Source organism: Paracoccus marinaquae (genome assembly GCF_018860165.1).
Classification (GTDB): Bacteria; Pseudomonadota; Alphaproteobacteria; order Rhodobacterales; family Rhodobacteraceae; genus Paracoccus; species Paracoccus marinaquae.
On sequence record NZ_JAHKNG010000003.1, the window covers coordinates 75592 to 99648 of the forward strand.

The window sequence follows — 24057 nt, forward strand, 5'->3', positions numbered from 1 at the left end:
CTTGCCAGAGCGGGCGCGGCTGTCCTATGCCGCGCCCATGCTGATCGTCGCCGCCCTCTATCACTTCACCCGTTTCGACGACCCCGCCGCGCTGAAGCCGGCGCTGGCCAGACTGGCCTGCGGGCAGGGTGTCCGGGGCACGCTGCTGCTGGCGCGCGAGGGGATCAACGGCACCATTGCCGGCAGCCGGGCCGGCATTGACGCGGTTCTGGCCCATCTCCGCGCCCTGCCGGGCTGCGCCGGGCTGGACTGGAAGGAAAGCACGGCCGCGACCATGCCCTTCGGCCGCATGAAGGTACGCCTCAAGCGCGAGATCGTGACCATGGGTCAGCCGGATGTGGACCCGACCGCCGCCGTCGGCCGCTATGTCGAGCCCGCAGACTGGAACGCGCTGATCAGCGCGCCGGATGTGGCGGTGATCGACACCCGCAACGATTACGAGGTCGGGATCGGCACCTTCCGGGGCGCCGTCGATCCGGGCACCGGCAGCTTCCGCGATTTTCCGGCCTGGTGGCAGGCGAATGCGCATCGCTTTCACAACAAGCGCATCGCCATGTTCTGCACCGGCGGCATCCGCTGCGAGAAATCGACCAATTACCTGTTGTCGCAGGGTGTCGAGGAGGTGTTCCACCTCAGGGGCGGGATTCTGAAATATCTTGAGGATGTCCCCGAGGAAGACAGCCTCTGGCAGGGCGAGTGCTTTGTCTTCGATCAGCGCGTCAGCCTCGGCCACGGGCTGGCGCAGGGCCGGCACGGGCTGTGCCACGCCTGCCGCCGCCCGCTGGCGCCCGAGGACCGGGCGCGGCCGGAATACGAGGAGGGCGTGTGCTGCCACCGCTGCGCCGGCGAATATGACGAGGCCGACCGCGCCCGTTTCCGCGAAAGGCAGCGGCAGTTCGATCTGGCGGCCGGGCGCGCGGCGCTCAGCCCATCATCAGGCGGATAGCGAGGAAGATCAGCGCCGACAGCAGCGCCGCGGCGGGAACGGTGACGATCCAGGCCGCCACGATGGTCATGACATGGGACCGGCGCACCAGCTTGCGCCGGCCACGCTCGTCGGGCGAGATGCGCGGCACGTCCGGCCTTGCCACATGCGCCAGCCGCAGCCGGCGCTCGGCGTCCCATTCGCGGAAGAAGCCGACCCCGAAGATCGCGCCGACGGCTATATGGGTCGAGCTGACCGGCAGGCCGAGCCAGCTTGCCAGGATCACCGTGATCGCCGCTGACAGCGCGACGCAGAAGGCGCGCATCGGGTTCAGCTTGGTGATCTGGCTGCCGACCATGCGGATCAGCTTGGGGCCGAACAGGAACAGCCCGAACGAGATGCCGAACGCCCCGATCAGCATGACCCAGACCGGAATGCTGACCGAGGATGCGACAGCGCCGGACTGCGCCGCCTGAACGATGGCGGCCAGCGGCCCGACCGCATTGGCGACATCGTTGGCGCCATGGGCAAAGCTGAGCAGCGCCGCCGACACCACCAGCGGGATGCCGAACAGGATCTTCAGCGACTTGCTGCGATTTTCCAGCCCCGCCGACTGACGCCGGATCACCGGGATCATCACCAGCCAGACCAGGATCCCCGCCGCCAACCCGAGGCCAAGCGCCGCGCCGAACGAGATCTCGACCAGATGCTTCAGCCCCTTCAGCGCCAGATAGGTGGCGAAGGCGCCGGCCAGGATGCCGACCAGCACCGGCACCCAGCGGCGCGCGGCGGCGATCTTGTCGGGCTGATAGACGATCCGCGCCTTGATGAACCACAAGAACCCGGCGGCGATCAGCCCGCCCAGCAAGGGCGAGATCACCCAGCTTGCCGCGATCGCCCCCATCGTCGGCCAGTTGACCGAGGCAAGCCCGGCGGCGGCGATGCCCGCCCCCATCACCCCGCCGACGACCGAATGTGTGGTCGAGACCGGCGCCCCGATCCAGGTCGCCAGATTGACCCATAGCGCCGAGGCCAGCAGCGCCGCCATCATCGCCCAGAGAAAGGTCTTCGGCGCCCCGATGCTTTCGGGCGCGATGATCCCCTTCGAGATGGTCGAGACCACGTCGCCCCCCGCGATCAGCGCGCCCGCGCTTTCAAAGATGGCGGCGATCAGGATGGCGCCGCCCATGGTCAGCGCATTTGCCCCGACCGCCGGACCCATGTTGTTGGCCACGTCATTGGCGCCGATATTCAGCGCCATATAGGCCCCGAAGGCGGCCGCGACCACGACGATCGGCCCGTTGCCGGAAAAGCCCAGAAGAAGCGCGGCGGCCAGCGCGGCCAGCAGGATGAAGGTGAAGGCGAGGCCGGGTCCGACCAGCGGGCGGGACAGGCTGGCCGTTCCCAGTTCAAGCGACGAGAACCGCCCCAGATCGCGGTCGAGCGTTTCGAGATGGCGCGCTTCGAAGTCGTTATTGGCCATGATGCCCTCGGAATAAGCTGCCGGCTGCCTATTGGCCTTTGCACGGCAGATCAAGCATGTGCCCGGCCGTGGCCGACGACGGTCTAGCCCGCCAGTTGCCCCGGATCCAGCAGTTCGATCTTGCGCCGTCCGGTGCGGATCAGCCCGGCGCGGCGCAATTGCGACAGCGAGCGGCTGACGATCTCGCGGTTGGCGCCGATGCTGGCGGCAATCTCGGAATGGGTCGGCATGTCCTCGATGACGCCGCCCGGGTGCAGGCAGCCATGCTCGAAGAAGGTCGAGACAAGGTAGGCGCGGACCCGCTGTTCGACGCTTTGTGTCACCAGATCGAGGTTGCGCCGCGTCAGCAGGCGGATCCGGGCGACCATCGCGGCCAGCAGGCGGTCGCGCACCAGTGGCTGGCGATCGACCAGCCGCAGGAAGGAGTCGCGTTCCAGCACCAGAACCTGCGAGGCTTCACGCGCCACCACGGCCAGCGACCGGCTGCCCCCGTCCAGCGCGGCCAGTTCGCCGAAATGATCGCCCGGCTGGAACCGGCTGAAGATGATCTCGCGCCCGTCCTCGGTCCAGTGGATCGCCATCAGCGCGCCGGAAATCAGGAAACAGACATCGCGGCTGGTGTCGCTCTGGTCGAACAGCGTTTCCCATGCGGACAGCCGCGCAAGATGGTGGCGGATGCCAAGGCCGCTCAGGTCCGCCTCGGTCAGCCCGGCAAGCAGCGGCAGGTCATGGTCCAGTATCCTGCCGCTCATGCGCTATCCGGCCAGCACGACACGATGCCCCCGAAGCTCGGGCAGCGAGGCATCCTCGGGGAAATGGCTGCGGGCAGCGGCCAGAGATGCGCCGTCGTCACCGGGGATCGCGGACAGATCCAGTGCCGCGCGCAGCTGCCACAGCCGCGCACCCTGTCCGTCCGCAAGCGCCACCGCCTCGGCCAGCCCTCGCGCCGCATCTTCGGCTTGGCCGAGACGCCGGGCGATATCGGCATGCAGGCGCAGGGTTTCGGCCTGCCAGCACAGCAGCCGTGATGCCGCGCCTTCCTCGACGGCGGCGCGGGACAGGGCGAAGGCCTCCGGCACTTCGCCCGCACGGGCAAGGGCGGCGGCGTAATGGGCGGTGAAATAGGGCAGGCCGATCAATGCGCCGATGCCGCGCAGCATGTCGATGGCGTGGCGGAAGACGGCGCGGCCCTCGGGGTTGTCGCTGCGCGAGGGGTCGATGACGTGATGCCAGCAGGTGCCGATCAGCCCCCAGAAGCCGGCGCCCTGCTCGGCCGCGACCGAGATGCCGCGCCGCAGCCGCGCCAGCGCCTCTTCGGTGCGGCCGGCGGCATGCAGCGGCACGCTGCCCCAGATCAGCGCATAGGGCTGCATCAGCGGGATGTTCAGGGCCGCCTGATGCGCGTCGGTTTCCTCGATCAGCGCGGTCAGCTGGGCGGTTTCGCCACAGAAGACGCGGGCCGGCACCTCGAACATCTGGGCCGCGGCGAAGATGTCCATGCCGTATTGCGTGATCATCGGTGCGTGCCGGCGGAGGTCATAGAGAGCCCGGATGCGGGCGATGCGGGCGAACTGGTCGCGAAACTCGCCGGCGTAGAAACAGCCGCAATTCGCCGCCGCCTCGGCCGCGAGCCTGATCTCGACGCGATCCGGCAGCAGCCTCGTTTCGGCGGCTCTGGCGGCGTCGTCCAGCAGCCGGGCCAGATCGTCAGCCGCCTCCCGGTTTCCGGCGATGATCGCATGGGAATAGCTGCCAAACAGCGCCGCGCCGTTGCCGGCATCGGAACTGTCCTCGCTGGCGAGGCGCAGAACCTCGGCAAACGCGGTGCGGACCGGTGCCGAGGCATAGCCCTGCGACTGCATCAGGATGGAACCCAGTGCGGTCTGGGCGGCAATTTCAAGCTGGGTCGCGCCGGGAAGGTCACCGGCCTGCGCGCACATGGTCAGTGCCGCGCGGGCATGCTCTTCGGCATCGGCCAGTGCGCCGTGCAGCAGGGCCTGCCGGCTGGCCTGAAGATAGCTGCCGGCGGCCGGCAGGTGCAGCTGCGCCCGGCACTGATGGCTGGCCAGCAGCGCGGGCCCGGCCTCGGGCAGATCGGCGCAGCGCCCCTGCAACAGTTCGGCCACCCGCGCGTGAAGCGCCTCGCGGGTGCCGCGCAGAAGCTGGCGATAGGCGGCGCGCTGCAGCAGCGCGTGACTGAAGCTCCAGCGGCCGGGACCGGCTGGCTGCAGAATATCGGCCGCAACCGCCCGTTTCAGCATCTGCGGGATATCGGGCTGAGGGGCGGCCAATTCCTCAAGCAGGCGTTGCGGGAAGCTGCGTCCCAGCACCGAGGCCTGCAACAGGACCGGCCGCGCCGCGCCTGCCGCGTCGATCCGTTCGGTCAAGAGATCGCTCAGCGTTGCCGGGATTTCGCCCGCTGCCGGGTTCCGGCGCCCGGCATGGCGGACAAGCTGCTCCAGAAACAGCGGCACTCCGCCGGCATGGCGGATCAGGTCGTCGCGGGTGGCCTGATCCAGTTCCGCGGTTCCGAAAGCGTCCAGATAGGCGCGCGATTCGGCCGGTGCAAAGGCGTCGAGGCCGATGATCTCAAGCGGCAGGCCGGACAGGTGGCGGTGGATCTTGATCGTCTCGCGGCTGGTCATCAGCAGCCGGTGGCGTTCCGGTTCCAGATCCTGCATCAGTTGCCGCAACACGCCGAAGCTGGCGCTGTCCAGCCAGTGCAGATCCTCGAATAGCAGCACGCCCTTCGGGACCTCGGCCCGGATGGCGTGGCAGAGGCTGGCCTCGATCCGGTCGCGCAGGGCGTTGCTGGCAAGGCGGGTCAGCAGGGCGCCGCCTTCGGGCAGACCCAGAACAAGGGCAAGGCCCAGAATGCCGTCCCCGTCCAGCCCCTTGAAGCGCCGCGTCAGGGTTTCGACCGTGGGCGACCCGTCGCCCGAAAGGGCGCGCAGCCATTGCCGGAAAGGGGCATAGCCTTCGCCGCTGCTGAGCGCGTCGGCCTGAAATACCGCATGAGGCCGGTCTGCGGGCATGAATGTGCCGGCCAGCGTGCTTTTGCCGATGCCGGCGGGGCCGACCAACAGGCAGGGGCGATCCGTCGCCGCGAGGATGCGGCCGCGCTGGGACAGGCGGCCGATGAAGGGACGCCCGGCCTGCGAGGGGTGCGGTCCCGCGCCTGTCGCCATGTCCGGCTCGACCCGGTAGACGGTCAGAACCCCGAAGCCCTTCAGCATTGTGCCGGGCCGGGCTGACAGCGACAGGGCGCCGCGCAGCAGGTCGCGGGTCTCGGGGGCGATCAGCACTTCGCCGGGCAGGGCCGCGGATTGCAGGCGCTGGGCCAGGGTGGTGACCATGCCGGTCATGCGCGGCAATGACCCTCCGCCCCGGCCCGGCGGGCGCGTGGCGACCTCGCCGGTGGCAACGCCCGCCCGCAATGCCACCGCCTGGCCATCGGGACGGACAAGGCCGGGCAGGGTGACGATGCTGCGCGCCGCCTCGACCGCACGGCGGGCGGCATGTTCCTCGGCCCGGGCCAGACCGAAGACCGCAACGATGCCGTCGCCGAGATATTCGGTGACCTCGCCGCCGCCCGCCTCGACGATCTCGCGCCCCTGACCGTAGAATCCGTCAAGCCAGTCCCGCAGATCCTCGGCGTCCGCCGTGCTGGCAAATTCGCTGAAGCCGGCCATATCGACGAACAGCGCCGTGACCTGGCGGCGCTCGCCGTCCTGGCCGATGACGTTTCGTGTGGCGAGTTGTGGCATGGATCCTCCGGCAACCTGCGGGTCAAGGCAGGCGCGCTCGTTCAGCCTCTAGCACCGCAAGACGGCGGCTGTCGAACGGATTTGACAGTGTCCAACTGGTCCAGATGCGAAAGGCGCCGGGCAGACCCTGCTGGCGGGTGGCGCCCACGCTATCTCCCATAACCAGCGGGCGGGCCGACATTTCTCCGGCGGGCAGATTTGCCAGCGTCGGGTCGCTGACCTCGATCCGCGCGGCAACCGGGGCGATGCGGGCCGAGGTCAGGTTGAAGTCGAAGGCCGAGTAGTGCCAGCCGCCGAACCGGCTGCGGCTGACCACGACCTGTTGGCACAGCGCCTCGACCGCCGCGCATTCGGGCGACTCCATCAGCGGGCGCGAAAAGCCGGGCTGCCGATAGCGTCCCGACCAGATCGGCCTGCCCTCGGGCGAGGCGACGTCATAGGCGCTTTGACCCATCGACAGCCGGCCCATGCGCTTGTTGAAGCCATACATCCAGATGCCGGCCCATTGGGCGGCGCGATTGTCGAGATAGAGATTGGGCAGATAGCTGAAGATACCGTCCTGCCCCTCGATACCGACCCAGTTGATTGCCACGATGGCCTCGAAATAGTTCCGATAGCCCAGCAGCCGGGGCAGGATCGACATGCGCACGCCGATCTGCTGGTTGGCCAGCACCGCCACCGGATGGGTTCCGGCGGGTGTCAGCCCCTGCGGCAGCAGATACATGCCATCGGGCAGCACCGCTTCCAGTGCGGCGGCCTCGACGGCGTGGAAGCTGAAGAAGCCGTCGATGCTGCCGGTGCCGTAAAGCGGCGTCAGCGGCCATGGCGCGGTCTGGGCATAGGGGCTGGCCAGCCGCACGGCATCGCCCGGTCCATCGTCGGGGGCCAGATCGCCCTCGCCCACGATCTCGATCTCGGCGCCGGTCAACCCCCGCGCCGCCGCCAGCCCCGAGATCGTCGCCGCCTCGACACAGCCGGCATTGATGCCGCAGCGGGTCCAGTCGCCGGCCAGATAGAGGTTGTCGAAGCCCGACCCGTCGGGCGGCAGCCGGTATTGCACACTGTCGGGCACCGACAGCACATAGCGTTCCGAGCCAAAGAAATTCTCGCGGAAATACTGTGCCGCAAAGCGCGTCTCGTCATCGCCGCCGCCGATGGCGTGCAGGATGCCGGCATCGAAGCGCCCGTCCTTCAGCGCGCCGGGCCACATCCGCACCAGCTGGCTGTCGGCCCAGTCGCGCGTGCGCTGCTGCATCGTCCCCGGATCGGCGCCGGCATCGCGGCAGGGGCTGCAGAAATAGGCGATCGAGGCCGGGCCGGGATCGGGCCATGTCTCGCGGACCAGCAGGTCGCTCATGTCGGCCCAGGTATCCAGCGGCTCGGCGAAGGCGGTGATGACGGTCTGAAGATCGGTCTGCGGTCCGGAATTGTGCGCGGCGACCAGATCGTTCCAGCCCAGTTGCTCCGGCGTCCTGTCCACCCAGAACTGCGCGGCGTGGGTGGCCACGGTCTGCACCCTGTCCAGCATCGCCCGCCAGCGCGGCGAGGCGGCGCAAAGCTCTGGCGCCAGATAGGGCATCGAGCCCAGCGAGGCGCCGAGGATCACCTGATCGAAATCGCGCCCGCGTTCCAGCCGATAGGCGCGACCGCGCGGCGGGGTCCTTTCGCATTCGAAATCCGGGTCGAGAAAGCCCCCGATCTGGTCCCACAGCGGTTCCGACGGCCAGCAGGGCAGCCCGGCCACCTCGCGCAGCGGCTGGTAGTCGCCATTCCTGACCGCGGCCTGCTCGACCATCTCGATGGCGGCGATGCCGCCGCCTTCCTGATCCAGGACCAGACGGGTCGCGGCGTTGAAAAAGCGAAAACCCACCCCGCGATGCCGCAGCAGCTGATAATAGGGCGCGAAGATCGTGTCGCCCATGCCGGCCTGCATCTTGAAGAACAGCGACCCCTTGTAGCAGAAGGCCAGACGCAGCAGGCCGCGGATCGCGGTGCCCGCGCCGACGCTGCGATGGTCGGTGATCCCGCCCGGATAGCCGAAGACATAGTCATAGCAGCCCCGGAACACCGCCGAATAGACCGCATCCTGCGCGGCGCCGTAATGCAGCAGCCAGTCGCTGATTTCCCGGTCATCGATGGCGTCGAAACCGTCGAGAAAGCAGCCTTCGGCGATGGCGCCGCGGCAGAAGGCCAGTGACAGGCTGATGAGGTAATGGACCCGGCGCGCGGTATCGCTGTCGGGCAGCCGTTGCAGGACGCCGCCATGCCAGTCCTGCGCATGGGCGACCAGCGCGGCCAGTTCGGCGCGTTCGCTGCGGCCGTGCCGGCGGGCGTCCTCGGGCAGTGTGTCGGCATAGGCCCGCAGCGCGTGAAGCGGCGAGGGCGCACTGAGCGGCAGGTTGCGGGTGCGAAAGCCGGGCTGAAAGCGTGGCGGCAGTTCCTGTGCGGTCAGGGCCAGGCCGCCATGAGCGCCCAGCAGGTCGGCAAGGCGCGCCAGCAGCATCCTGAACAGCGTGTAGGGCGAGGGGATGACGCCACCGCTGCCCGGTGTTTGCTGGTTCGGCTCGAAGTCGATCCGCCAGGGGTGCAGCGCGGAACTGCCGTCGGGCTGCGGCACATCCTCGGCCAGAAGGAAGTGGTCAAGCCCGTGGAAGGCCTTTTCCAGCGTGCCCAGCGGCGCACCGGGATCGCGCAACCCGGCGCGGACCAGCCCCTCATAGCAGTCGCGCATCAGCCGGAAGGCGTTGTCGTAGAAGCCGGCCCAGATGTGCAGCCCGTGTTCCTCGATGCGCTCGCCCGCGCGGGCATTGCGACCGCTGGCGCCCTTGCCGCCCAGCCGCCAGCCCATCTGGTAGAGCGTGATCTCGTAACGGTCCTGCCAGTCGGGCAGTTGGGTGATCGCATAGGCGGCGGTGATCGCGCCTACCCCGCCTCCGATGACGGCGACCTTCTGGCGTGATGATGACACGTCGACCTCGCGGCTGTCCGGGCGCTGCCGAATTTCCGTACCCATTTGTTCAGTATGAACCAGAGTTGCCGCTTTTGGGAAGTGCGAACCGTTGGCGCGACGATCGGGGCCGTTCCCCGCGTCCCATGACGGAGACGGGCGGCAGCCTGCCGACTGCCGCCCACCCGACCCACACCCCAGGAAGAACAAGTGGGCCTCGAGTACCTTTTAAAGGACTGGCCGCAGCCTCGGCCCGTCGTTACCGTGAACCTGTTTCATCTTCGAAAGCCGTGCGGCTTCTGCCGCGATCAAGGCCGGGTTCGACGGGACTATAACAACCGGTCGCGCGGAGTTCTGTGATCTCGGACACAGAACGGCCGGGGCTCTGGCGTTAGCCAGAGATGAGGCCCGCATCCTTGCGGATCCATCGCGTCCCGCCCTGGCCCGCAATCGGAGCAATCGGATGGAACCCCTCGTCGGCCAGATCATCCTGTTTGCGGGCACCTTTGCGCCCCGCGGCTGGGCGCTGTGCGATGGTCAGACACTGCCCATCGACCGCTACCCGCAATTGTTCAGCCTTCTCGGCACGGCCTATGGCGGAGACGGGCAAACCACCTTCGCGCTGCCCGATCTGCGTGGCCGCGTCCCGCTGCATGCCGGCGCGGGGCCGGGGCTGACGCCGCGCCGCCAGGGCGAGGTTCTGGGGGCCGAGACGATCGCCCTTGGCCTGTCCGAGATGCCGGCGCATGGCCATGACCTGCTGGCGACGGACCGGCCCGCCGATGCCGATCGTCCGGGCGGGGCGATGCTGGCCCGGGGCGAATGCTATGCCCGCAAGGCCCGACCGCCCGAGCCGCCGGAGATGCTGGCCGCCGCAAGCATCGCGGTTGCCGGGGAAGGTCTGCCGCACGAGAACATGCCGCCCGCGCTCTGTCTCAGCTTCATCATCGCGATCGAGGGACGCTACCCCGCACGCGGCCCGGCGCCCGGTTAGGCGCGCGGCACGGGGCGGCGGTCAGAAGGTCGGCGGCGTGCAGGCGCTGACGATGATGCAGCGGGATGGCCCGGGATTGCGGAAGCGGTGCGGCCGGCGGCTGTCGAAGATATAGGCGTCGCCCGGGCCAAGTCGTGACACCTCGTCGCCGACCGTGATCTCGATCTCGCCCTCGATGACGATGCCGGCCTCCTCGGCCTCGTGCGCATAGAGCGTGGGGCCGGTATCGGCGCCCGGGTCGTAGGTTTCATGCAGCAGCATCAGGTTGTTGCGCTCGGCCCGCCCGACCCGCAGCAGCGACAGCTTGGCCTGCGTCGCCTCGGGGCCGTGATGCACGGTCGAGCGGATCTCGGGCAGTTCGTCATGGCGCCAGAAGGTCTTGGGCTCTTCGGCGGCCTCGAGGAAGAAATCCACCATGCTGGTCGAAAGCCCGTCGAGGATCTTCTTCAGGTTGGCGACCGAGGGGCTGATCTTGTTCTGCTCGATCATCGAGATCAGGCCGTTGGTCACCCCCGCCCGCGCGGCCAGCTGTCGTTGCGACAATTTGCGGGTCTGACGCAGGCCGCGCAGCCGCCCGCCGATGTCGAATTCCGTGTCGGTCATGCCGTTTTCCGTCTGTCCTTCTTCCCTAGCCCGGGCCCGTCGGCGGGAAAAGCCCGACTTTCATCGCCCGTCGCTGAATCGTCTTGCAGCAAAGATCACTTCGGTTAATATATTAAGCACAGTTTGAGGACTCACGCCATGACCAATGCAGAACTTTCCGCCCGCCGCGCCGCCGCCATCTCGCGCGGGGTGGGCGTCACCACCCCTCTCTTCGCGACCCGGGCCAAGAATGCCGAGCTGTGGGACAGCGAGGGCAAGCGCTTCATCGACTTCGCTGCCGGCATCGCGGTGGTGAATACCGGCCACGGCCATCCGCGCGTGACCGAGGCGGTGAAGGCGCAGATCGATCATTTCTCGCATACCTGCCATCAGGTCGCGCCCTATGAGAACTATGTCGAACTGGCGGAAAAGCTGAACGCTGCCGCGCCCGGCGATTTCGCCAAGAAGGCCCTGTTCGTCACCACCGGCGCCGAGGCGGTCGAGAACGCGATCAAGATCGCCCGCGCCCATACCAGGCGTCAGGCCGTCATCGCCTTCTCGGGCGGCTTCCACGGCCGGACCTTCATGGGCATGGCGCTGACCGGCAAGGTGCAGCCCTACAAGGCCGGTTTCGGGCCGATGCCCGCCGATGTCTGGCACGTTCCCTTCCCGGCCGAGGCGCATGGCATCACCGCCGCCGATTCACTGGCCGCGATCGAGGCGCTGTTCAAGTCCGACGTCGATCCGGCCCGTGTCGCCGCGATCATCTTCGAGCCGGTGCAGGGCGAGGGCGGCTTCTATCCCGCTCCGGCCGAACTGGTGCGCGGGCTGCGCGAGATTTGCGACCGTCACGGCATCCTGCTGATCGCGGATGAGGTCCAGACCGGCTTTGCCCGCACCGGCAAGCTGTTCGCGATGGATCATTTCGACGTCGCGCCGGATCTGATCACGATGGCGAAAAGCCTTGCCGGTGGCTATCCGCTGTCGGCGGTCGTCGGCCGGGCCGAGGTGATGGACGCGCCGCAGGCCGGCGGTCTGGGCGGCACCTATGGCGGCAACCCGCTGGGCATCGCCGCAGCACTGGCCGTGCTGGACGTGATCCGCGACGAGGGCCTGTGCGAACGCGCCGAAAAGCTGGGCGGCCAGTTGAAATCGCGTCTTTCAGCACTGCAGAACGAAGTTCCCGAAATGGCCGATATCCGCGGCCCCGGCTTCATGGTCGCGGCCGAGTTCATCGACGCCGACGGCACGCCGCTGCCGGCACTGGCCAATGCGGTCCGCGACGAGGCGCTGAAGCGTGGCCTGATCCTGCTGACCTGCGGCGTCTACGGCAACGTGATCCGCTTCCTGTCGCCGATCACCATCGAGGACGAGGTCTTCGCCGAGGCGCTGGACATTCTGGGTGAATCCCTGCGCGCGGCCCGCGAGGTCGCGCTCAAGGACGCCGCCTGAACCGAAGGCCCGTGTCCGCTGCCCGGCAGACACGGGTCGCGTTGCAAATCCGCGGCGGCACATAGGATACTCGCCGACGGCCGGGCGGGCGATTCGCCGCGGACCCGGCCGGGTGAGAAGCAGGAATACAGAATGACACCTTTCGCGATTGCCGGAATCCAGATGCATGTTTCGGCGTTGCAGTCGAATGTCGAGGCGATGCTGCATCGCGTCGATATCCTGATGGCGCGCTTTCCCTGGACGCAGATGGCGCTGTTCAGCGAACTTGCCCCCTACGGGCCGCTGCACAAATTTGCCCAGCCTTTCCCGAACGACACCTTGCAGCAGTTTCAGGACAAGGCCCGCCAGCACCGGATCTGGCTGATCCCCGGCTCGATGTTCGAGCGGACCGAGGACGGGCGGGTTCTGAACACCTCGGTCGTGATCGACCCCGAGGGGCAGATCGTTGCGAAATACTCGAAGATGTTCCCGTTCCGCCCCTATGAGGAGGGTGTCGATGCCGGGACCGAGTTCTGCGTCTTCGACGTGCCCGATGTGGGGCGCTTCGGGTTGTCGATCTGCTATGACATCTGGTTTCCGGAAACCACCCGGCAGCTGACCAGCCAGGGCGTCGAGGTGCTCCTGCATCCGGTCCTGACCGGCACCACCGACCGCGATGCCGAACTGGCCATCGCGCGCGCAACGGCCGCGCAGTTCCAGTGCTATGTCTTCGACGTGAACGGTCTCAGCGCCGGCGGTGTCGGCCGCTCGCTGGTGATCGATCCCTCGGCCACGGTGCTGCACCAGTCGGCGGGGCAGGAGGATATCTTCCCGATCGAGGTCGATCTCGATCAGGTGCGCCGCCAGCGCGAGACCGGCCTGAAGGGTCTGGGGCAGGTGCTGAAAAGCTTCCGCGACCGCAGCGTCGATTTCTCGGTCTATGACCGCAGCAGCGGCACCGACGCCTATCTGCAGAAGCTGGGACCGCTGCGGACGCCGGTGCAGGGCTCGCCCGCCGGGCTGCAGATGGCCGATCCGCGCAGCATGCTGTCGACCGAACCGCCCAGCCATCATCACGCGCCTGCGGAGGCGACACCTGCCAGCCTGACCCTGCCGCTGACCAGCGTGGCGCATGGGTCCGAATAGGTTTCCATCAGTCGAAAACCGGACCCGGGACCTTACGGTCCCGGGGCGGTGCGGGCCGTGGAGGGGCCATGCGCCGTGTCGAATGCGGTCTTGCCGTAGCGTCATCGGCGTGACAGCATTTCGACAACCATAACGATAAGCTGCGTCGTAACAGGGGGAGATCGACCATGCCGAAAAAGACACTGCACAGTATCTCCGAGATCCGGAGGTATTTCCACACCAACACCGATCCGATCTATTTCGTGTCGGCGACGAACTTCAACCTGCTCGGCATCGACGAATGGGTGAAGAACTTCAAGTATATCTGCTATATGGACTGCTTTGACGGCCGTCACCCCAACGTCTTCGTGCCCTCGGAACTGCCGCATGAGGAATTCCAGTCGATCGAGGACATCAACAACTACCTGTTGCAGCACAAGGAGGTCATCGACCTCGTCAAGCGGCGCGGCGGCAAGCCGAAATTCGTCTTCCTGATGTTCGACGAAAAGACCGAACAGCTGGTCAAGGAGCTGGGCGGCGAGGTCTGGTTCCCCAAGGCCAAGCTGCGCGAACACTGCGACAACAAGATCGAGACGGTCCGCATCGGCAACAAGGCCGGCGTGCCCTCGGTTCCCAACACCCTGTCCGAGGTCAAGGACTACGCCCATCTGAAGAAGATCTGCGACAAGGCCGGGCTGGGCCATGACCTGGTGCTGCAATCCGCCTTCGGCGACAGCGGCCACACCACCTTCTTCATCAAGTCCGAGGCCGATTTCCGCAAGCACGAGCACGAGATCGTCGGCCAGGGCGAGATCAAGATCATGAAGCGGATCAACTGCCGCGGCTCGGCCATCGAGGCCTGCGTGACGCAGGAGGGCACCATCGTCGGCCCGCTGATGACCGAATTGGTCGGCTTCAAGGATCTGACCCCCTATCGCGGCGGCTGGTGCGGCAACGAGATCTTTGCGACCTCCTTCCCGCCCGCCGTCCGCCAGAAGGCGCGCGAGCTGACCTTCAAGTTCGGCGAGCAGCTGCGCAAGGAAGGCTATCGCGGCTATTTCGAGCTGGATTTCCTGATCGACAAGAAGACCGGCGACCTGTGGCTGGGCGAGTTGAACCCGCGCATCACCGGCGCCAGTTCGATGACCAACCACGCCGCCTTCGCCCATGCCGATGCGCCGCTGTTCCTGTTCCACCTGCTGGCCTTCTCGAAGAAGCCCTTCAAGCTGGAGGTCGAGGAACTGAACGACCGCTGGGCCGATCCCGACATGATCGACAGCTGGTCGCAGATGGTCATCAAGCATACCGAGGACAATGTCGACATCATCACCGAGGCCCCGCAAAGCGGCATCTACAAGATGCTCGAGGACGGGCGCGTGGTGTTCGACCGCTTCGACTATCACCGCCGCGCGGTGGAAAGCGAGAACGAGGCGTTCTTCCTGCGCATCTCGGGTCTTGGCGACTATCGCTACGAGGGCGCGGATCTGGGCATCCTGGTGACGCGCGGGCGCTCGATGACCAGCAGTTTCCAGCTGACCGAACGGGCGCAGAAATGGATCCACGGGATCAAGAGCGCCTTTTCCGCCCGCCCGCTGCCCGCCGCCCAGGCGATGGAATCGCCCGCCTTCAAGATCATGTAGCGGCGATCCGGCATGTCGCTGCATTTCAGGGCGATCAGCGAGGACGAGCCCGGCCCCATCTGGGCCGGGCTGTTTGCCGGTTTCTGGCCCTTCTACCGGCGCTGGTGGGCGTCGGAAGGCGTGTCCGGGCGCCCCACCTATCGCGAATGCCGGCTGGCGCTGAAACGGCACATGCCCGAAATCCTGCCGCTTTACGAAGAGCTTTGCGAACTGGCCGGCGGCAGCGACAGCGCGGCGCGGTTTCTCAGTTTCTACTGTCCGCCGCGCTATCTTTCGGGCTGCAGCCAGGCCATCTGGCAGGGCGACCAGCCGCTGCTGGTGCGCAATTACGACTACAGCCCCCGGGCCTTCGATGCGATCCTGCTGCGCACCCGCTGGCAGGGCCGTCGGGTCATCGGCATGAGCGATGGCATGTTCGGGCTGATCGACGGCATGAACGATGCCGGGCTGGCCCTGTCGCTGACCTTCGGCGGCCGGCGCGAGGTCGGCGAGGGCTTCGGCATCCCGCTGATCCTGCGCTATATCCTGCAGACCTGCGAGACGCTGGACGAGGCCGCCGCCGCCCTGCGCCGCATCCCCTGCCACATGAGTTATAACGTCACCGTCCTGGACCGGCAGCGCCGCTATTTCACCGCCTACCTGACCCCGGACCGGCCGGCGGTGATCGCCCATGTGCCGGTGGCGACCAACCATCAGGAGCGGGTGGAATGGTCCAGCCATGCCCGCTTTACCGCCACGGTCGAGCGCGAGCGGTTCCTGCTGAACCGGCTGACCATGCATCCCGAGACGCAGGATCGCTTTATCAGCGTCTTCCTGCGCCCGCCCCTGTATTCCACGGCCTTCTCATCGGGGTTCGGAACGCTTTACACTGCCGCCTACATGCCCGCCGAGGGCCAGATGCAGGTATGGTGGCCGCAGCATGTCTGGACCCATGGGCTCCAGCGGTTCAAGGCTGGCTCGCAATTCATCCTGATCCCGGACTCGACCCCCGGCGCTGCCGTCTCCTAGACGCAGGTTCCCTGGCTCAGTCGCAATCCCCCATCGCGGTCTCGAAGGGCTGGGTGGTGGGCTCAAGGCTGCCGCCGTCGATCTGGATCGGCCGGAACGGCGGCGTGTCCTGGACGGCGGGTTGCACCTGCGTCAGCCGATAGCAGCCGCGAAACACCGTCACCCCGCCATCCGTGCCGGTGGCCTTCAGCGCGACCGGAACCGATGAGTGGATCGAACCCGCCGCGCCTTCGCTGGTCGTCTCGCCGATCCGCAGTTCCACCCGGTCGGTATCGGCGTAGCCGTCACGGAATTCCCCGTAGGACGGGGCGCTCCCCGTGGTGAAATAGCTCCATGCCCGCAGATATTCATGGCGGTCGATAGCGTTATAGAGCGAGGTGACGACACGTTCCGGCGACGACCGGTCGTCGATGAACATGTCCGGGGGCGATGCGGCGATCGCGGGTCCGGCAAGCGCCAGGACAAGGCCGGGAACAAGAGGGTGCATCATGGCGGATTTCCTTTCAGCACATACGGGAACACCGGCCGGAACGCACGGTCGGGGCCGGATGTTCCGGGTCTCAGCGGCGCAGCAGATAGATGTCCATGATCCAGCCATGCGCGGCGCGGGCGCTGGCGCGGGCCTCGACAATGCGCGGCCCGGCTTCGGCCAGCGGGCCGTGGTCCAGGATTTCCTCGGCCATCCCGACGAAGCCGCCCCACCAGATCTGCAGCCCCTCGGGCGGAAGGGTCTGGAACGCGCAGTCGCCGTCCAGCATCGCCACCACCGTATCCGCCCCCTCGGGCCAGCCGTGATCGCGCAGGTTCCGGCCGGTGGTGATCTGGACCGGGGCGCCGATCCGGTTCAGAGGAATGGCATGGGCCGCGCACAGCGCCTGGATCGCGGTGATGCCGGGAATGACCCGGCGGGTCAGGGGCAGGCACCGTGCCAGCCGGTCGGCAATGCGCAGGGTGCTGTCGTAAAGCGACGGATCGCCCCAGACCAGCAGCGCCACGCGGCCCGACCGGGCAGGCAGATGGGCGCGGATCCGGGCCTCCCACGCCTCGGCGATGGTATCGTGCCAGCGTTCCACGCCATGCCGGTAGTCGGGATCCCCGGCATCGCGGCGGGGCAGGTCAAATTCGGCGATGTGGGTCGAGGGGCGGGCATGGCGGTCGCAGATGCGACGGCGCAACCCGGCCAGATCGTCCTTTTCCGCGCCTTTCAGCGGGATCAGGATCAGATCGGCACCCTGCATGGCGGCGATGGCCTGCAGGGTCAGGTGGTCGGGGTTGCCGGTCCCGATGCCGATCAGGGTCAGTTCGATCATCAGGACCTCGAGGCAGGGGCGCGGGCCTCAATCGGCCCGCGCGAAGGGGATCAGGCGAACAGCCGCGGCGTCACCAGACCGCTGCCTTTCAGCCCGCGCAGCGACTTGGCGCCGGCCAGAACCGCCAGATCGACCAGCGGCTCGATCAGCACGACCATCATATAGGCGATGCCGAAGGTGGCGATGCCCTGAATGCCCGCAAAGCCCTGACCCCAGATCGCCCAGAAGGCCACCCAGGCGACGATGCCGCCCTGATAGGCCGTCGACAGCGCCAGCGCCTGCCGATAGGTGAGATCGACATAGGCGGTGCCCGGCGCGATGATCCGCTGCGCCAGCGCCCGCAGCGCGAACAGCGGAACCAGCAGCGTGGTCAGGTTCATGCCGTATTGCGGCAGGTCGAAGGGCGCGAAGAACAGGCCCTGGATCAGCAGTCCCAGTGCCAGCCCGATGGCCGCGGGTGCCGCGCCGAGGATCAGGAACAGGGTCGAGCCGAGGATGAAATGGACCTCGGACACGCCGACCGGGAAATGCGGCAGGACCTCGAAGAAGGTGAAGACGGCGGTGGTCGCCATGGCCGAGCGCGCGACCAGCGACAGCAGGCCGCGCTGGCCGATGGATTGCGCGGCCAGCTTCAGGCCGAAAAGCCCCGCAGCGGCGGCGGTGGCATGGCTGAGCGCGATTTTCGCGCCGGTGACGATTCCGGGTTCGATATGCATGTCAGTCTCCTGTGGCCGTCACACCCGACGGCGGTTGGCTGTGATCTGACGGCCGGTCTCCTGGCTCGCGGGTCGTGGCGCGGCTTCGGCCTTCCCGGCCCGGCAGGGGCCAGTGGCTCTGGTGAAGCGCGCTCTCCGCATACAGTCGCGGGGGCGGCTGGGGCTTCGGGCGCCGCAATTGGGTCCACCCTTCCCCATTCCCGATGAAGCCCGACGCTTGGCGTCTGTGCGGGCACCGATCAGGGCTTCAGCTAAAGTCGATTGCGGGTGCGGGGTCAAGGCCGCTGTGCCCTTGCGATCAGGTGAAAGAAGGTTCCCGTCACCTGTCCGCCGCCCGGCATGGCGCGGCAAGAGCCGGTTTCCGCGACATCGGCGCCATTGGCGTCGCTGACCCGGGCCAGCGGTGCGTCGGGCTGCGACAGGATCGAGGCATAGTGGAATTCATGCCCGCGCAGCATCGCCCCCGCCGGAAGGCCGGGCATGTCCGCGACCAGCCGCGCCAGCCGATAGCCCAGATGCATCCGGCGCTTCTGATAGCTGGTTTCCAGCCCCAGGAGCCCGGCCATCCGGTGCCGCATCCCGCCCGCATCGACCAGCCCGGCCCCCAGTGTCATGTAGCCGCCGCATTCGCCATGCACGGGGCGGGTCCGGGCAAAGCCGGCCAGCCCGTCGCGGAACCCCGCCGCCGCGGCCAGCCGCCCGGCGTGAAGTTCGGGATAGCCGCCGGGCAGCCAGCAGGCATCGGCGCTGTCGTCGGGGGTCTGATCGGCCAGCGGCGAGAAGGGCAGGATCGTGGCCCCCTGCCGGCGCCATTCGGCCAGCAGATGCGGATAGACGAAGCTGAAGGCGGCATCGCGGGCCAGCGCGATCCGCTGGCCCGGCGGCGGCACGGGGTCATGCGGCGCGACCTCGGGCAGGGCGCGCGACCCCGCCGCCGCGACGATCGCGTCCAGATCGCAATGGGCGGCCACGAAGGCGCCGGCATGGTCCAGGATCGCGGTCAGCTCCGGCGTTTCCTCGGCCTGGACCAGCCCCAGATGCCGTTCGGGCAATTCGATATTGCCCTGGCGCGGCAGGCAGCCCAGCACCGCGATCCCGGCTTCGGCCATGCCCTCGCGGATCAGGGCCTCGTGCCGGGCCGAGGCCACGCGGTTCAGCACCACGCCGGCAAAGGGCAGGTCGGGGCGCAGGGTGGCAAAGCCGCGCGCCGTGGCCGCGGCCGATTGCGCCTGACCCGAGACATCGAGGACCAGCACCACCGGCCAGCCGGTCAGGGTGGCGATCTCGGCGCTGGCGCCGATGCCGGCTTCGCCCGGTTTCGCCACGCCGTCGAAAAGTCCCATCGAACCCTCGGCCAGCACCAGATCGGCACGCTCCCGCAGGGTCGCGTGGGCGGCGATCTGGCCCGCGCCCATGGCCCAGGTGTCGAGGTTCAGCGACGCCCGCCCCGAGGCGGCGAGGTGAAAGGCCGGGTCGATATAGTCGGGACCGCACTTGAAGGGCTGCACCTGCAGGCCGCGCCGCCTGAGCGCCGCCATCAGGCCCAGCATCAGCATGGTCTTGCCGGTCCCCGAGGCGGGGGCCGAGATCATCAGGCCCGGCATCGGCGGGCGGATCATTCGGGAAACCTCGGATGGGTGCCGAGGGGGCGATAGCGGCGGTCGTATCCGGCGGCGTAGAGGCGGCTGTCCTCGAACCCCTCGGCGGCCAGGGCCGGCCCGACAAGGATCAGGGCGGTGCGGTCGATCCCCCGCGCCTCGGCCTCGATCCGCGCCAGCGTCGAGCGGATCAGCCGCTGGTCGGGCCAGCTTGCCCGCCAGACCACCGCGACCGGGCAATCCGGGCCGTAAAAGGGCAGCAGATCCGCCACCACCCGGTCCAGCGCGTGGATCGACAGATGAATGGCCAGCGTGGCGCCGCTGACGGCGAAATGCGCCAGCGCCTCGCCCTCGGGCATGGCCGAGGCGCGGCCGGGCGTGCGGGTCAGCACCACGGATTGCGCCAGCCCCGGCAGGGTCAGTTCGGCCTGCAGCGCGGCGGCGGCGGCGGCAAAGGACGGCACTCCGGGCGTCACCTCGCAGGGGATGTTCAGGGCCCGCAGCCGGCGCAACTGCTCGCCCATCGCCGACCAGACCGACGGATCGCCCGAATGCAGCCGCGCCACGTCCTGACCTGCCGCATGGGCCGTGGCGATCTCGTCGATGATCCGATCGAGGCTCAGCGGCGCGGTGTTCACGATCCGCGCGCCGGGCGGGCAGTGGGCCAGCAGTGCCTCGGGCACCAGCGAGCCGGCATAGAGACAGACCGGGCAGGCCGCGATCAGGTCGCGCCCGCGCAGCGTGATCAGGTCGGCGGCGCCGGGGCCGGCGCCGATGAAATGGACGGTCATGGGGCTCCTTCGCTTTCGGCAATGGCGGCGGTGGCGCACCCGCAGCAACTGGTGACGCGCGGCACGGTGATGCGGGCGCCGGGTCCGCAGGCGGCCAGCGCGGCGGCCTCGGCCACCGAACCCGTGCCATGCAGGGCCATGATGCGCGGCGATTGCGTGGGCGTGGCGATGCCCGCCACCCCGACCAGATGCAGGGGCCGGTTCAGTCCGCGGGCCTCGGCCTCGCGGGCCGGGATGGTCGCCAGTGCCGCAACCCTGCCGCCCTGTGCCTCGGCCCGGGCCAGCGCGTCGCGCAGGGCCTCGGGCGGGGCGCCCGCGCGGCAGCCGATGCCGGCGACCTTCATCGCGTCACGCTCCATTGCACCAGCGGGCGGGCGGGCTGCCAGCCGCGCATCCGGCCAAGCGGCGCGGCCTCGGCCAGGTCGATCCGCATCAGCCGGCCGCCATGCCGTGCGTGAAGCCCGGCCAGCAGGCTTTCGGTTTCCAGCGTCACCGCATTGGCGACCAGTCGCGTGCCGCGAGGCAGTTCCGGCCAGAGTGTTTCGAACAGCGCCGTGCCGGCACCGCCGCCGATGAAGACGGCATCCGGCCGGCGCAGGCCGCGAAGGGCGTCGGGGGCCGTTCCATGGATGGCTTCGACGCAGGCGGACAGGCCGAAGGCGTCGATATTGTGGCGGATATTGGCGATCCGGTCGTCACGCGGCTCGATGCAGATTGCGCAGCCCCCGGCCAGCCCCCATTCGACCGAGACCGCGCCCGAGCCGCCGCCGATATCCCACAGCAACTCGCCCCGGCGCGGTGCCAGCGCGGCCAGCGTCAACGCGCGGACCGGCGATTTGCTGATCTGGCCGTCATGCGCGAACAGGTCATCGGGCCGCCCCGGCGCATTGGCCAAGCCGGCCCCGCCGGGCAGATCGGCCCCGCACAGCGCCACCGCGACCGGCGCGGCAATCCCGTTCAGCGTGAAGCCTTCGGCACGGGTCTGGCGGATGCGCTCGGCCGGACCGCCGAGCCGTTCCAGCACCGCCATCCGCATCGCGCCCATGCCCTGTTGCCTCAGCCATGCCGCCAGCGCCGCCGGCGCCGCGTCGTCGCGCAGGGTGGCGATGATCCGGCAGTTCCGCGACAGCCACGGGCGCAGCCGGGCGAAGGCTGCTGCATGCAGGCCAAGGCAGGCGGTCTCCTCGATGCGCCAGCCCAGCCGGGCGGCGGCCAGCGAATACACCCCGGGGCCGGGCAGGGCGCTCCACTCGCCCGGTTCCAGATGCGCGGCGAGGCTGCCGCCGGCACCGAACCAGAACGGATCGCCCGAAGCCAGCACCGCCACGCGCCGCCCCCGGCAGGCAAGGACCGGCGCGATGTCGAAGGGCACCGGCCAGCTTTGGCCCCTGGTGTCGATCCCGGCCAGTTGCAGATGTCGTGGCCCGCCGAACACGATCTCGGCCCTATCCAGCGTGGCGCGGCTTGCATCCGGCAGCCCGGCCGCGCCATCCTCGCCGATGCCGATGATGGTCAGCCAGGGTTCACGCATGACACGCATCCTTCTTCTGGGCGGCACCACCGAGGCCAGCCGCATGGCCCGGCTTCTGGCCGGTGCCGGGCTGGATGCGGTGTTTTCCTATGCCGGCCGCACCGCGGCGCCCGCGGCCCAGCCCCTGCCCTCGCGGGTGGGCGGCTTTGGCGGGGCCGAAGGTCTGGCGGACTGGCTGCGCGGGCAGGCGATCACCCATGTCATCGACGCGACCCATCCCTTTGCCGCCCGGATCAGCCGCAACGCCCTTGATGCCTGCGCCGCGACCGGGTTGCCGCTTCTGGCACTGGAACGCCGGCCATGGACGGCTGCGCCCGGGGATGGCTGGGTCCATGTCGCGGATATCGCCGCGGCCGTCGCGGCGCTGCCCGAGGCGCCGGCGCGGGTGTTCCTGGCCATCGGCCGGCAGAATCTCGACGCCTTCGCCGCCCGGCCGCAGCACCACTACCTTCTGCGCCTCGTCGATCCGCCTGACGGGCCGCTGCCGCTTGCCGATGCGGAAACGGTCATCGCGCGCGGTCCCTTCGCGGCCGACGGCGACGAGGCGCTGCTGCGCGGCCGCCGCATCACCCATCTGGTCGCCAAGAATGCCGGCGGCGAGGGGGCCGCGGCCAAGCTGGTCGCCGCGCGCCGGCTTGGCCTGCCGGTGATCCTGATCGACCGGCCCGCCCTGCCCGCGCGCAGGACGGTGGCCGAACCCGAGGCGGCGATGGCCTGGCTGCATCAGACCGCGTCCTCGGCCCTGCGCGGGGAATAGACCCAGCGGCCCACGCGGCGGGTCTGCGCGTTTCCCAGCAGGACGACGGTGCGCATATCGGCCATCTCGGGGCGGGCCTCGCCGAGGGTGACGGTGCGCAGCGACTCGTCGGGGGTCGAGACGGCACGGGCGAAGGTGATCAGCCTGTCCGGTCCGCATTCCTCGCGCAGGATCTCCAGCACGCGGGCGAACTGATGCGGGCGGCTGGCCGAGCGAGGGTTGTAGAAGGCCATGGCGAAATCGGCGCGGGCGGCGTGGCGCAAGCGCCGCTCGACGATGGCGAAGGGTTTCAGGTTGTCCGACAGGTTGATGGCGCAGAAATCATGGCCCAGGGGCGCACCCGCACGGGCGGCGGCGGCCAGCATGGCGGTGATGCCCGGCAGGATGCGGATATCCAGACCGACATGGCGCGGATCGGCCTCGATCGCCTCGAACAGGGCCGAGGCCATGGCGAAGACCCCCGGATCGCCCGAGGAGACCACGACGACGCGCCGCCCGGCGGCGGCCATGTCCAGCGCTGCCCGGGCGCGATCCAGTTCGACGCGGTTGTCGGACGGGTGCAGGGTCAGGCCCGGGCGCGGGGTCACGCGGGCCACATAGGGGACATAGCCCACCACGTCGCTGGCCTGATCCAGCGCGGCGCTGACCTCGGGCGTCACCAGCGCCTCCGCGCCCGGCCCGAGGCCCGCAACGCATACCCAGCCGCTCATTCCGCCGCCTCGCGCATCGCCACCGGGCGGCGGCCCTGACCATGGACCATGACGATGGCGAAATAGGGGCAGTCGCCGTCTTCGACCTCGGCCAGCCGGGCAAGACGCTGTCCCGGCATGGTGCCGCGTTCGATCAGCCATGCCGCCTCGAGCCGCCCGGCCCGCGCCAGCGCCCGGCGGATCTTCGGCAGGTTGCGGCCGGTCTTCATCACCACCAGCGCATCCGATCCCCGCATGTGCCGCAGCAGATCGGCCTCGGGCAATGTGCCCATCAGAACGCTCAGCACATCGTCGCCCCAGGTGATCGGCTGGCCGGTGGCGTTCCAGCAGCCCGCCATGCCGGGGATGCCGGGGATCACCTCGATCTCGACCAGCCCGCGCAGCCGGACATAGAGATGCATGAATGAGCCGTAGAAGAACGGGTCGCCCTCGCACAGCACCACGACATCGCCCGAGGCGGCCAGCCCGGCCAGCCGCGCCGCCCAGTCGTCATAGAAGGCCGCCAGCAGGGCGTTGTAATCGGGGCTGTCGAAGGGAATTTCGGTCGTGACCGGATATTCCATCGGATACTCGGCCGTCCCGGGGGCGATCATCCCCTCGACGATCCGTCGCGCCTGCCCCTGCCTGCCCCTCTTGCGGAAATAGGCCAGGTGCCGCGCCTGCCGGATCGCCCGGTCGGCACGGATCGAGATCAGGTCGGGGTCGCCGGGGCCAAGGCCGGCACAGATGATCCTGCCCATCG

The 24057-nt window shown here is 68.7% G+C and carries 21 protein-coding genes and 1 riboswitch; of the genes, 7 read left to right on the forward strand and 14 right to left on the reverse strand.

Annotation, left to right across the window (positions count from 1 at the left end; all coding sequences use genetic code 11):
- Positions 1-37: 37 nt before the first annotated feature.
- A complete protein-coding gene (trhO, locus tag KNW02_RS03060; RefSeq protein ID WP_216031792.1) occupies positions 38-946 on the forward strand; it encodes an oxygen-dependent tRNA uridine(34) hydroxylase TrhO in 909 nt (302 codons plus the stop codon).
- Here the strand turns inward: trhO and KNW02_RS03065 are convergent.
- The 4 genes from KNW02_RS03065 to KNW02_RS03080 all read right to left on the reverse strand — a co-directional run bounded on the left by KNW02_RS03065 (position 924) and on the right by KNW02_RS03080 (position 9188).
- Positions 924-2408, reverse strand: coding sequence for an inorganic phosphate transporter (locus KNW02_RS03065; RefSeq protein WP_216031793.1), 1485 nt, complete (start codon positions 2406-2408; stop codon positions 924-926). The two genes, trhO and KNW02_RS03065, sit on opposite strands and share 23 nt — an antisense overlap.
- 83 nt (positions 2409-2491) lie before the next feature.
- A complete protein-coding gene (locus KNW02_RS03070) occupies positions 2492-3160 on the reverse strand; it encodes a Crp/Fnr family transcriptional regulator (RefSeq protein ID WP_216031794.1) in 669 nt (222 codons plus the stop codon).
- Between the two features lie 3 nt (positions 3161-3163).
- Positions 3164-6175 (reverse strand): ATP-binding protein, encoded by a 3012-nt coding sequence (locus KNW02_RS03075; RefSeq protein WP_216031795.1) that lies wholly within the window; start codon positions 6173-6175, stop codon positions 3164-3166.
- Between the two features lie 22 nt (positions 6176-6197).
- Positions 6198-9188: an NAD(P)-binding protein gene (locus KNW02_RS03080; RefSeq protein WP_216031796.1), complete on the reverse strand. Its 2991-nt coding sequence runs from the start codon at positions 9186-9188 to the stop codon at positions 6198-6200.
- A gap of 397 nt (positions 9189-9585) precedes the next feature.
- On the opposite strand from KNW02_RS03080, the gene KNW02_RS03085 reads away from it, so the two are divergent.
- Positions 9586-10116 (forward strand): phage tail protein, encoded by a 531-nt coding sequence (locus KNW02_RS03085; RefSeq protein ID WP_216031797.1) that lies wholly within the window; start codon positions 9586-9588, stop codon positions 10114-10116.
- 21 nt (positions 10117-10137) lie between these two features.
- On the opposite strand, the gene KNW02_RS03090 is transcribed toward KNW02_RS03085, so the two are convergent.
- Positions 10138-10719 carry a cupin domain-containing protein gene (locus KNW02_RS03090; RefSeq protein ID WP_216031798.1) on the reverse strand — a complete coding sequence of 194 codons (582 nt, stop codon included), beginning with the start codon at positions 10717-10719 and terminating at the stop codon, positions 10138-10140.
- Between the two features lie 138 nt (positions 10720-10857).
- On the opposite strand from KNW02_RS03090, the gene KNW02_RS03095 reads away from it, so the two are divergent.
- From KNW02_RS03095 to KNW02_RS03110, 4 genes are all read left to right on the forward strand, one after another.
- Positions 10858-12150: a 4-aminobutyrate--2-oxoglutarate transaminase gene (locus KNW02_RS03095; protein WP_216031799.1), complete on the forward strand. Its 1293-nt coding sequence runs from the start codon at positions 10858-10860 to the stop codon at positions 12148-12150.
- A gap of 132 nt (positions 12151-12282) precedes the next feature.
- Positions 12283-13275 (forward strand): carbon-nitrogen hydrolase family protein, encoded by a 993-nt coding sequence (locus KNW02_RS03100; protein WP_216031800.1) that lies wholly within the window; start codon positions 12283-12285, stop codon positions 13273-13275.
- Positions 13276-13415: 140 nt separating this feature from the next.
- Positions 13416-14894, forward strand: a complete 1479-nt coding sequence (locus KNW02_RS03105) for a biotin carboxylase (RefSeq protein WP_256447679.1) — start codon at positions 13416-13418, stop codon at positions 14892-14894.
- Positions 14895-14906: 12 nt separating this feature from the next.
- A complete protein-coding gene (locus tag KNW02_RS03110) occupies positions 14907-15902 on the forward strand; it encodes a C45 family autoproteolytic acyltransferase/hydrolase (protein ID WP_216031802.1) in 996 nt (331 codons plus the stop codon).
- A gap of 16 nt (positions 15903-15918) precedes the next feature.
- On the opposite strand, the gene KNW02_RS03115 is transcribed toward KNW02_RS03110, so the two are convergent.
- The 7 genes from KNW02_RS03115 to cbiE form a co-directional block, all read right to left on the reverse strand.
- Positions 15919-16392 carry a hypothetical protein gene (locus tag KNW02_RS03115; RefSeq protein ID WP_216031803.1) on the reverse strand — a complete coding sequence of 158 codons (474 nt, stop codon included), beginning with the start codon at positions 16390-16392 and terminating at the stop codon, positions 15919-15921.
- 70 nt (positions 16393-16462) lie between these two features.
- A complete protein-coding gene (cobF, locus tag KNW02_RS03120; RefSeq protein WP_216031804.1) occupies positions 16463-17212 on the reverse strand; it encodes a precorrin-6A synthase (deacetylating) in 750 nt (249 codons plus the stop codon).
- A 50-nt stretch (positions 17213-17262) separates the two neighbouring features.
- Positions 17263-17928: an energy-coupling factor ABC transporter permease gene (locus KNW02_RS03125; protein WP_216031805.1), complete on the reverse strand. Its 666-nt coding sequence runs from the start codon at positions 17926-17928 to the stop codon at positions 17263-17265.
- Between the two features lie 33 nt (positions 17929-17961).
- A riboswitch (cobalamin riboswitch) is annotated at positions 17962-18184 on the reverse strand.
- Positions 18185-18203: 19 nt separating this feature from the next.
- On the reverse strand, positions 18204-19532 hold the full coding sequence (locus KNW02_RS03130) for a cobyrinic acid a,c-diamide synthase CobB (protein WP_216031901.1): 1329 nt from the start codon (positions 19530-19532) through the stop codon (positions 18204-18206).
- Positions 19533-19543: 11 nt separating this feature from the next.
- A complete protein-coding gene (cobM, locus tag KNW02_RS03135; RefSeq protein ID WP_216031806.1) occupies positions 19544-20317 on the reverse strand; it encodes a precorrin-4 C(11)-methyltransferase in 774 nt (257 codons plus the stop codon).
- Entirely contained in the window at positions 20314-20661 is a 348-nt protein-coding gene (locus KNW02_RS03140) for a cobalamin biosynthesis protein (protein WP_216031807.1), read from the reverse strand. Before KNW02_RS03140 ends, cobM begins: the two co-directional genes overlap by 4 nt.
- A complete protein-coding gene (cbiE, locus tag KNW02_RS03145; RefSeq protein ID WP_216031808.1) occupies positions 20658-21848 on the reverse strand; it encodes a precorrin-6y C5,15-methyltransferase (decarboxylating) subunit CbiE in 1191 nt (396 codons plus the stop codon). Before cbiE ends, KNW02_RS03140 begins: the two co-directional genes overlap by 4 nt.
- Between cbiE and KNW02_RS03150 the strand changes: the two genes are divergently transcribed.
- Positions 21847-22605 carry a cobalt-precorrin-6A reductase gene (locus KNW02_RS03150; RefSeq protein WP_216031809.1) on the forward strand — a complete coding sequence of 253 codons (759 nt, stop codon included), beginning with the start codon at positions 21847-21849 and terminating at the stop codon, positions 22603-22605. The two genes, cbiE and KNW02_RS03150, sit on opposite strands and share 2 nt — an antisense overlap.
- On the opposite strand, the gene cobJ is transcribed toward KNW02_RS03150, so the two are convergent.
- Both cobJ and KNW02_RS03160 read right to left on the reverse strand, forming a co-directional pair.
- Positions 22572-23315: a precorrin-3B C(17)-methyltransferase gene (gene cobJ, locus KNW02_RS03155; protein ID WP_216031810.1), complete on the reverse strand. Its 744-nt coding sequence runs from the start codon at positions 23313-23315 to the stop codon at positions 22572-22574. The genes KNW02_RS03150 and cobJ overlap by 34 nt on opposite strands.
- Complete coding sequence (locus tag KNW02_RS03160) at positions 23312-24055, reverse strand: precorrin-2 C(20)-methyltransferase (RefSeq protein WP_216031811.1); 744 nt, start codon at positions 24053-24055, stop codon at positions 23312-23314. Before KNW02_RS03160 ends, cobJ begins: the two co-directional genes overlap by 4 nt.
- Positions 24056-24057: the final 2 nt, after the last annotated feature.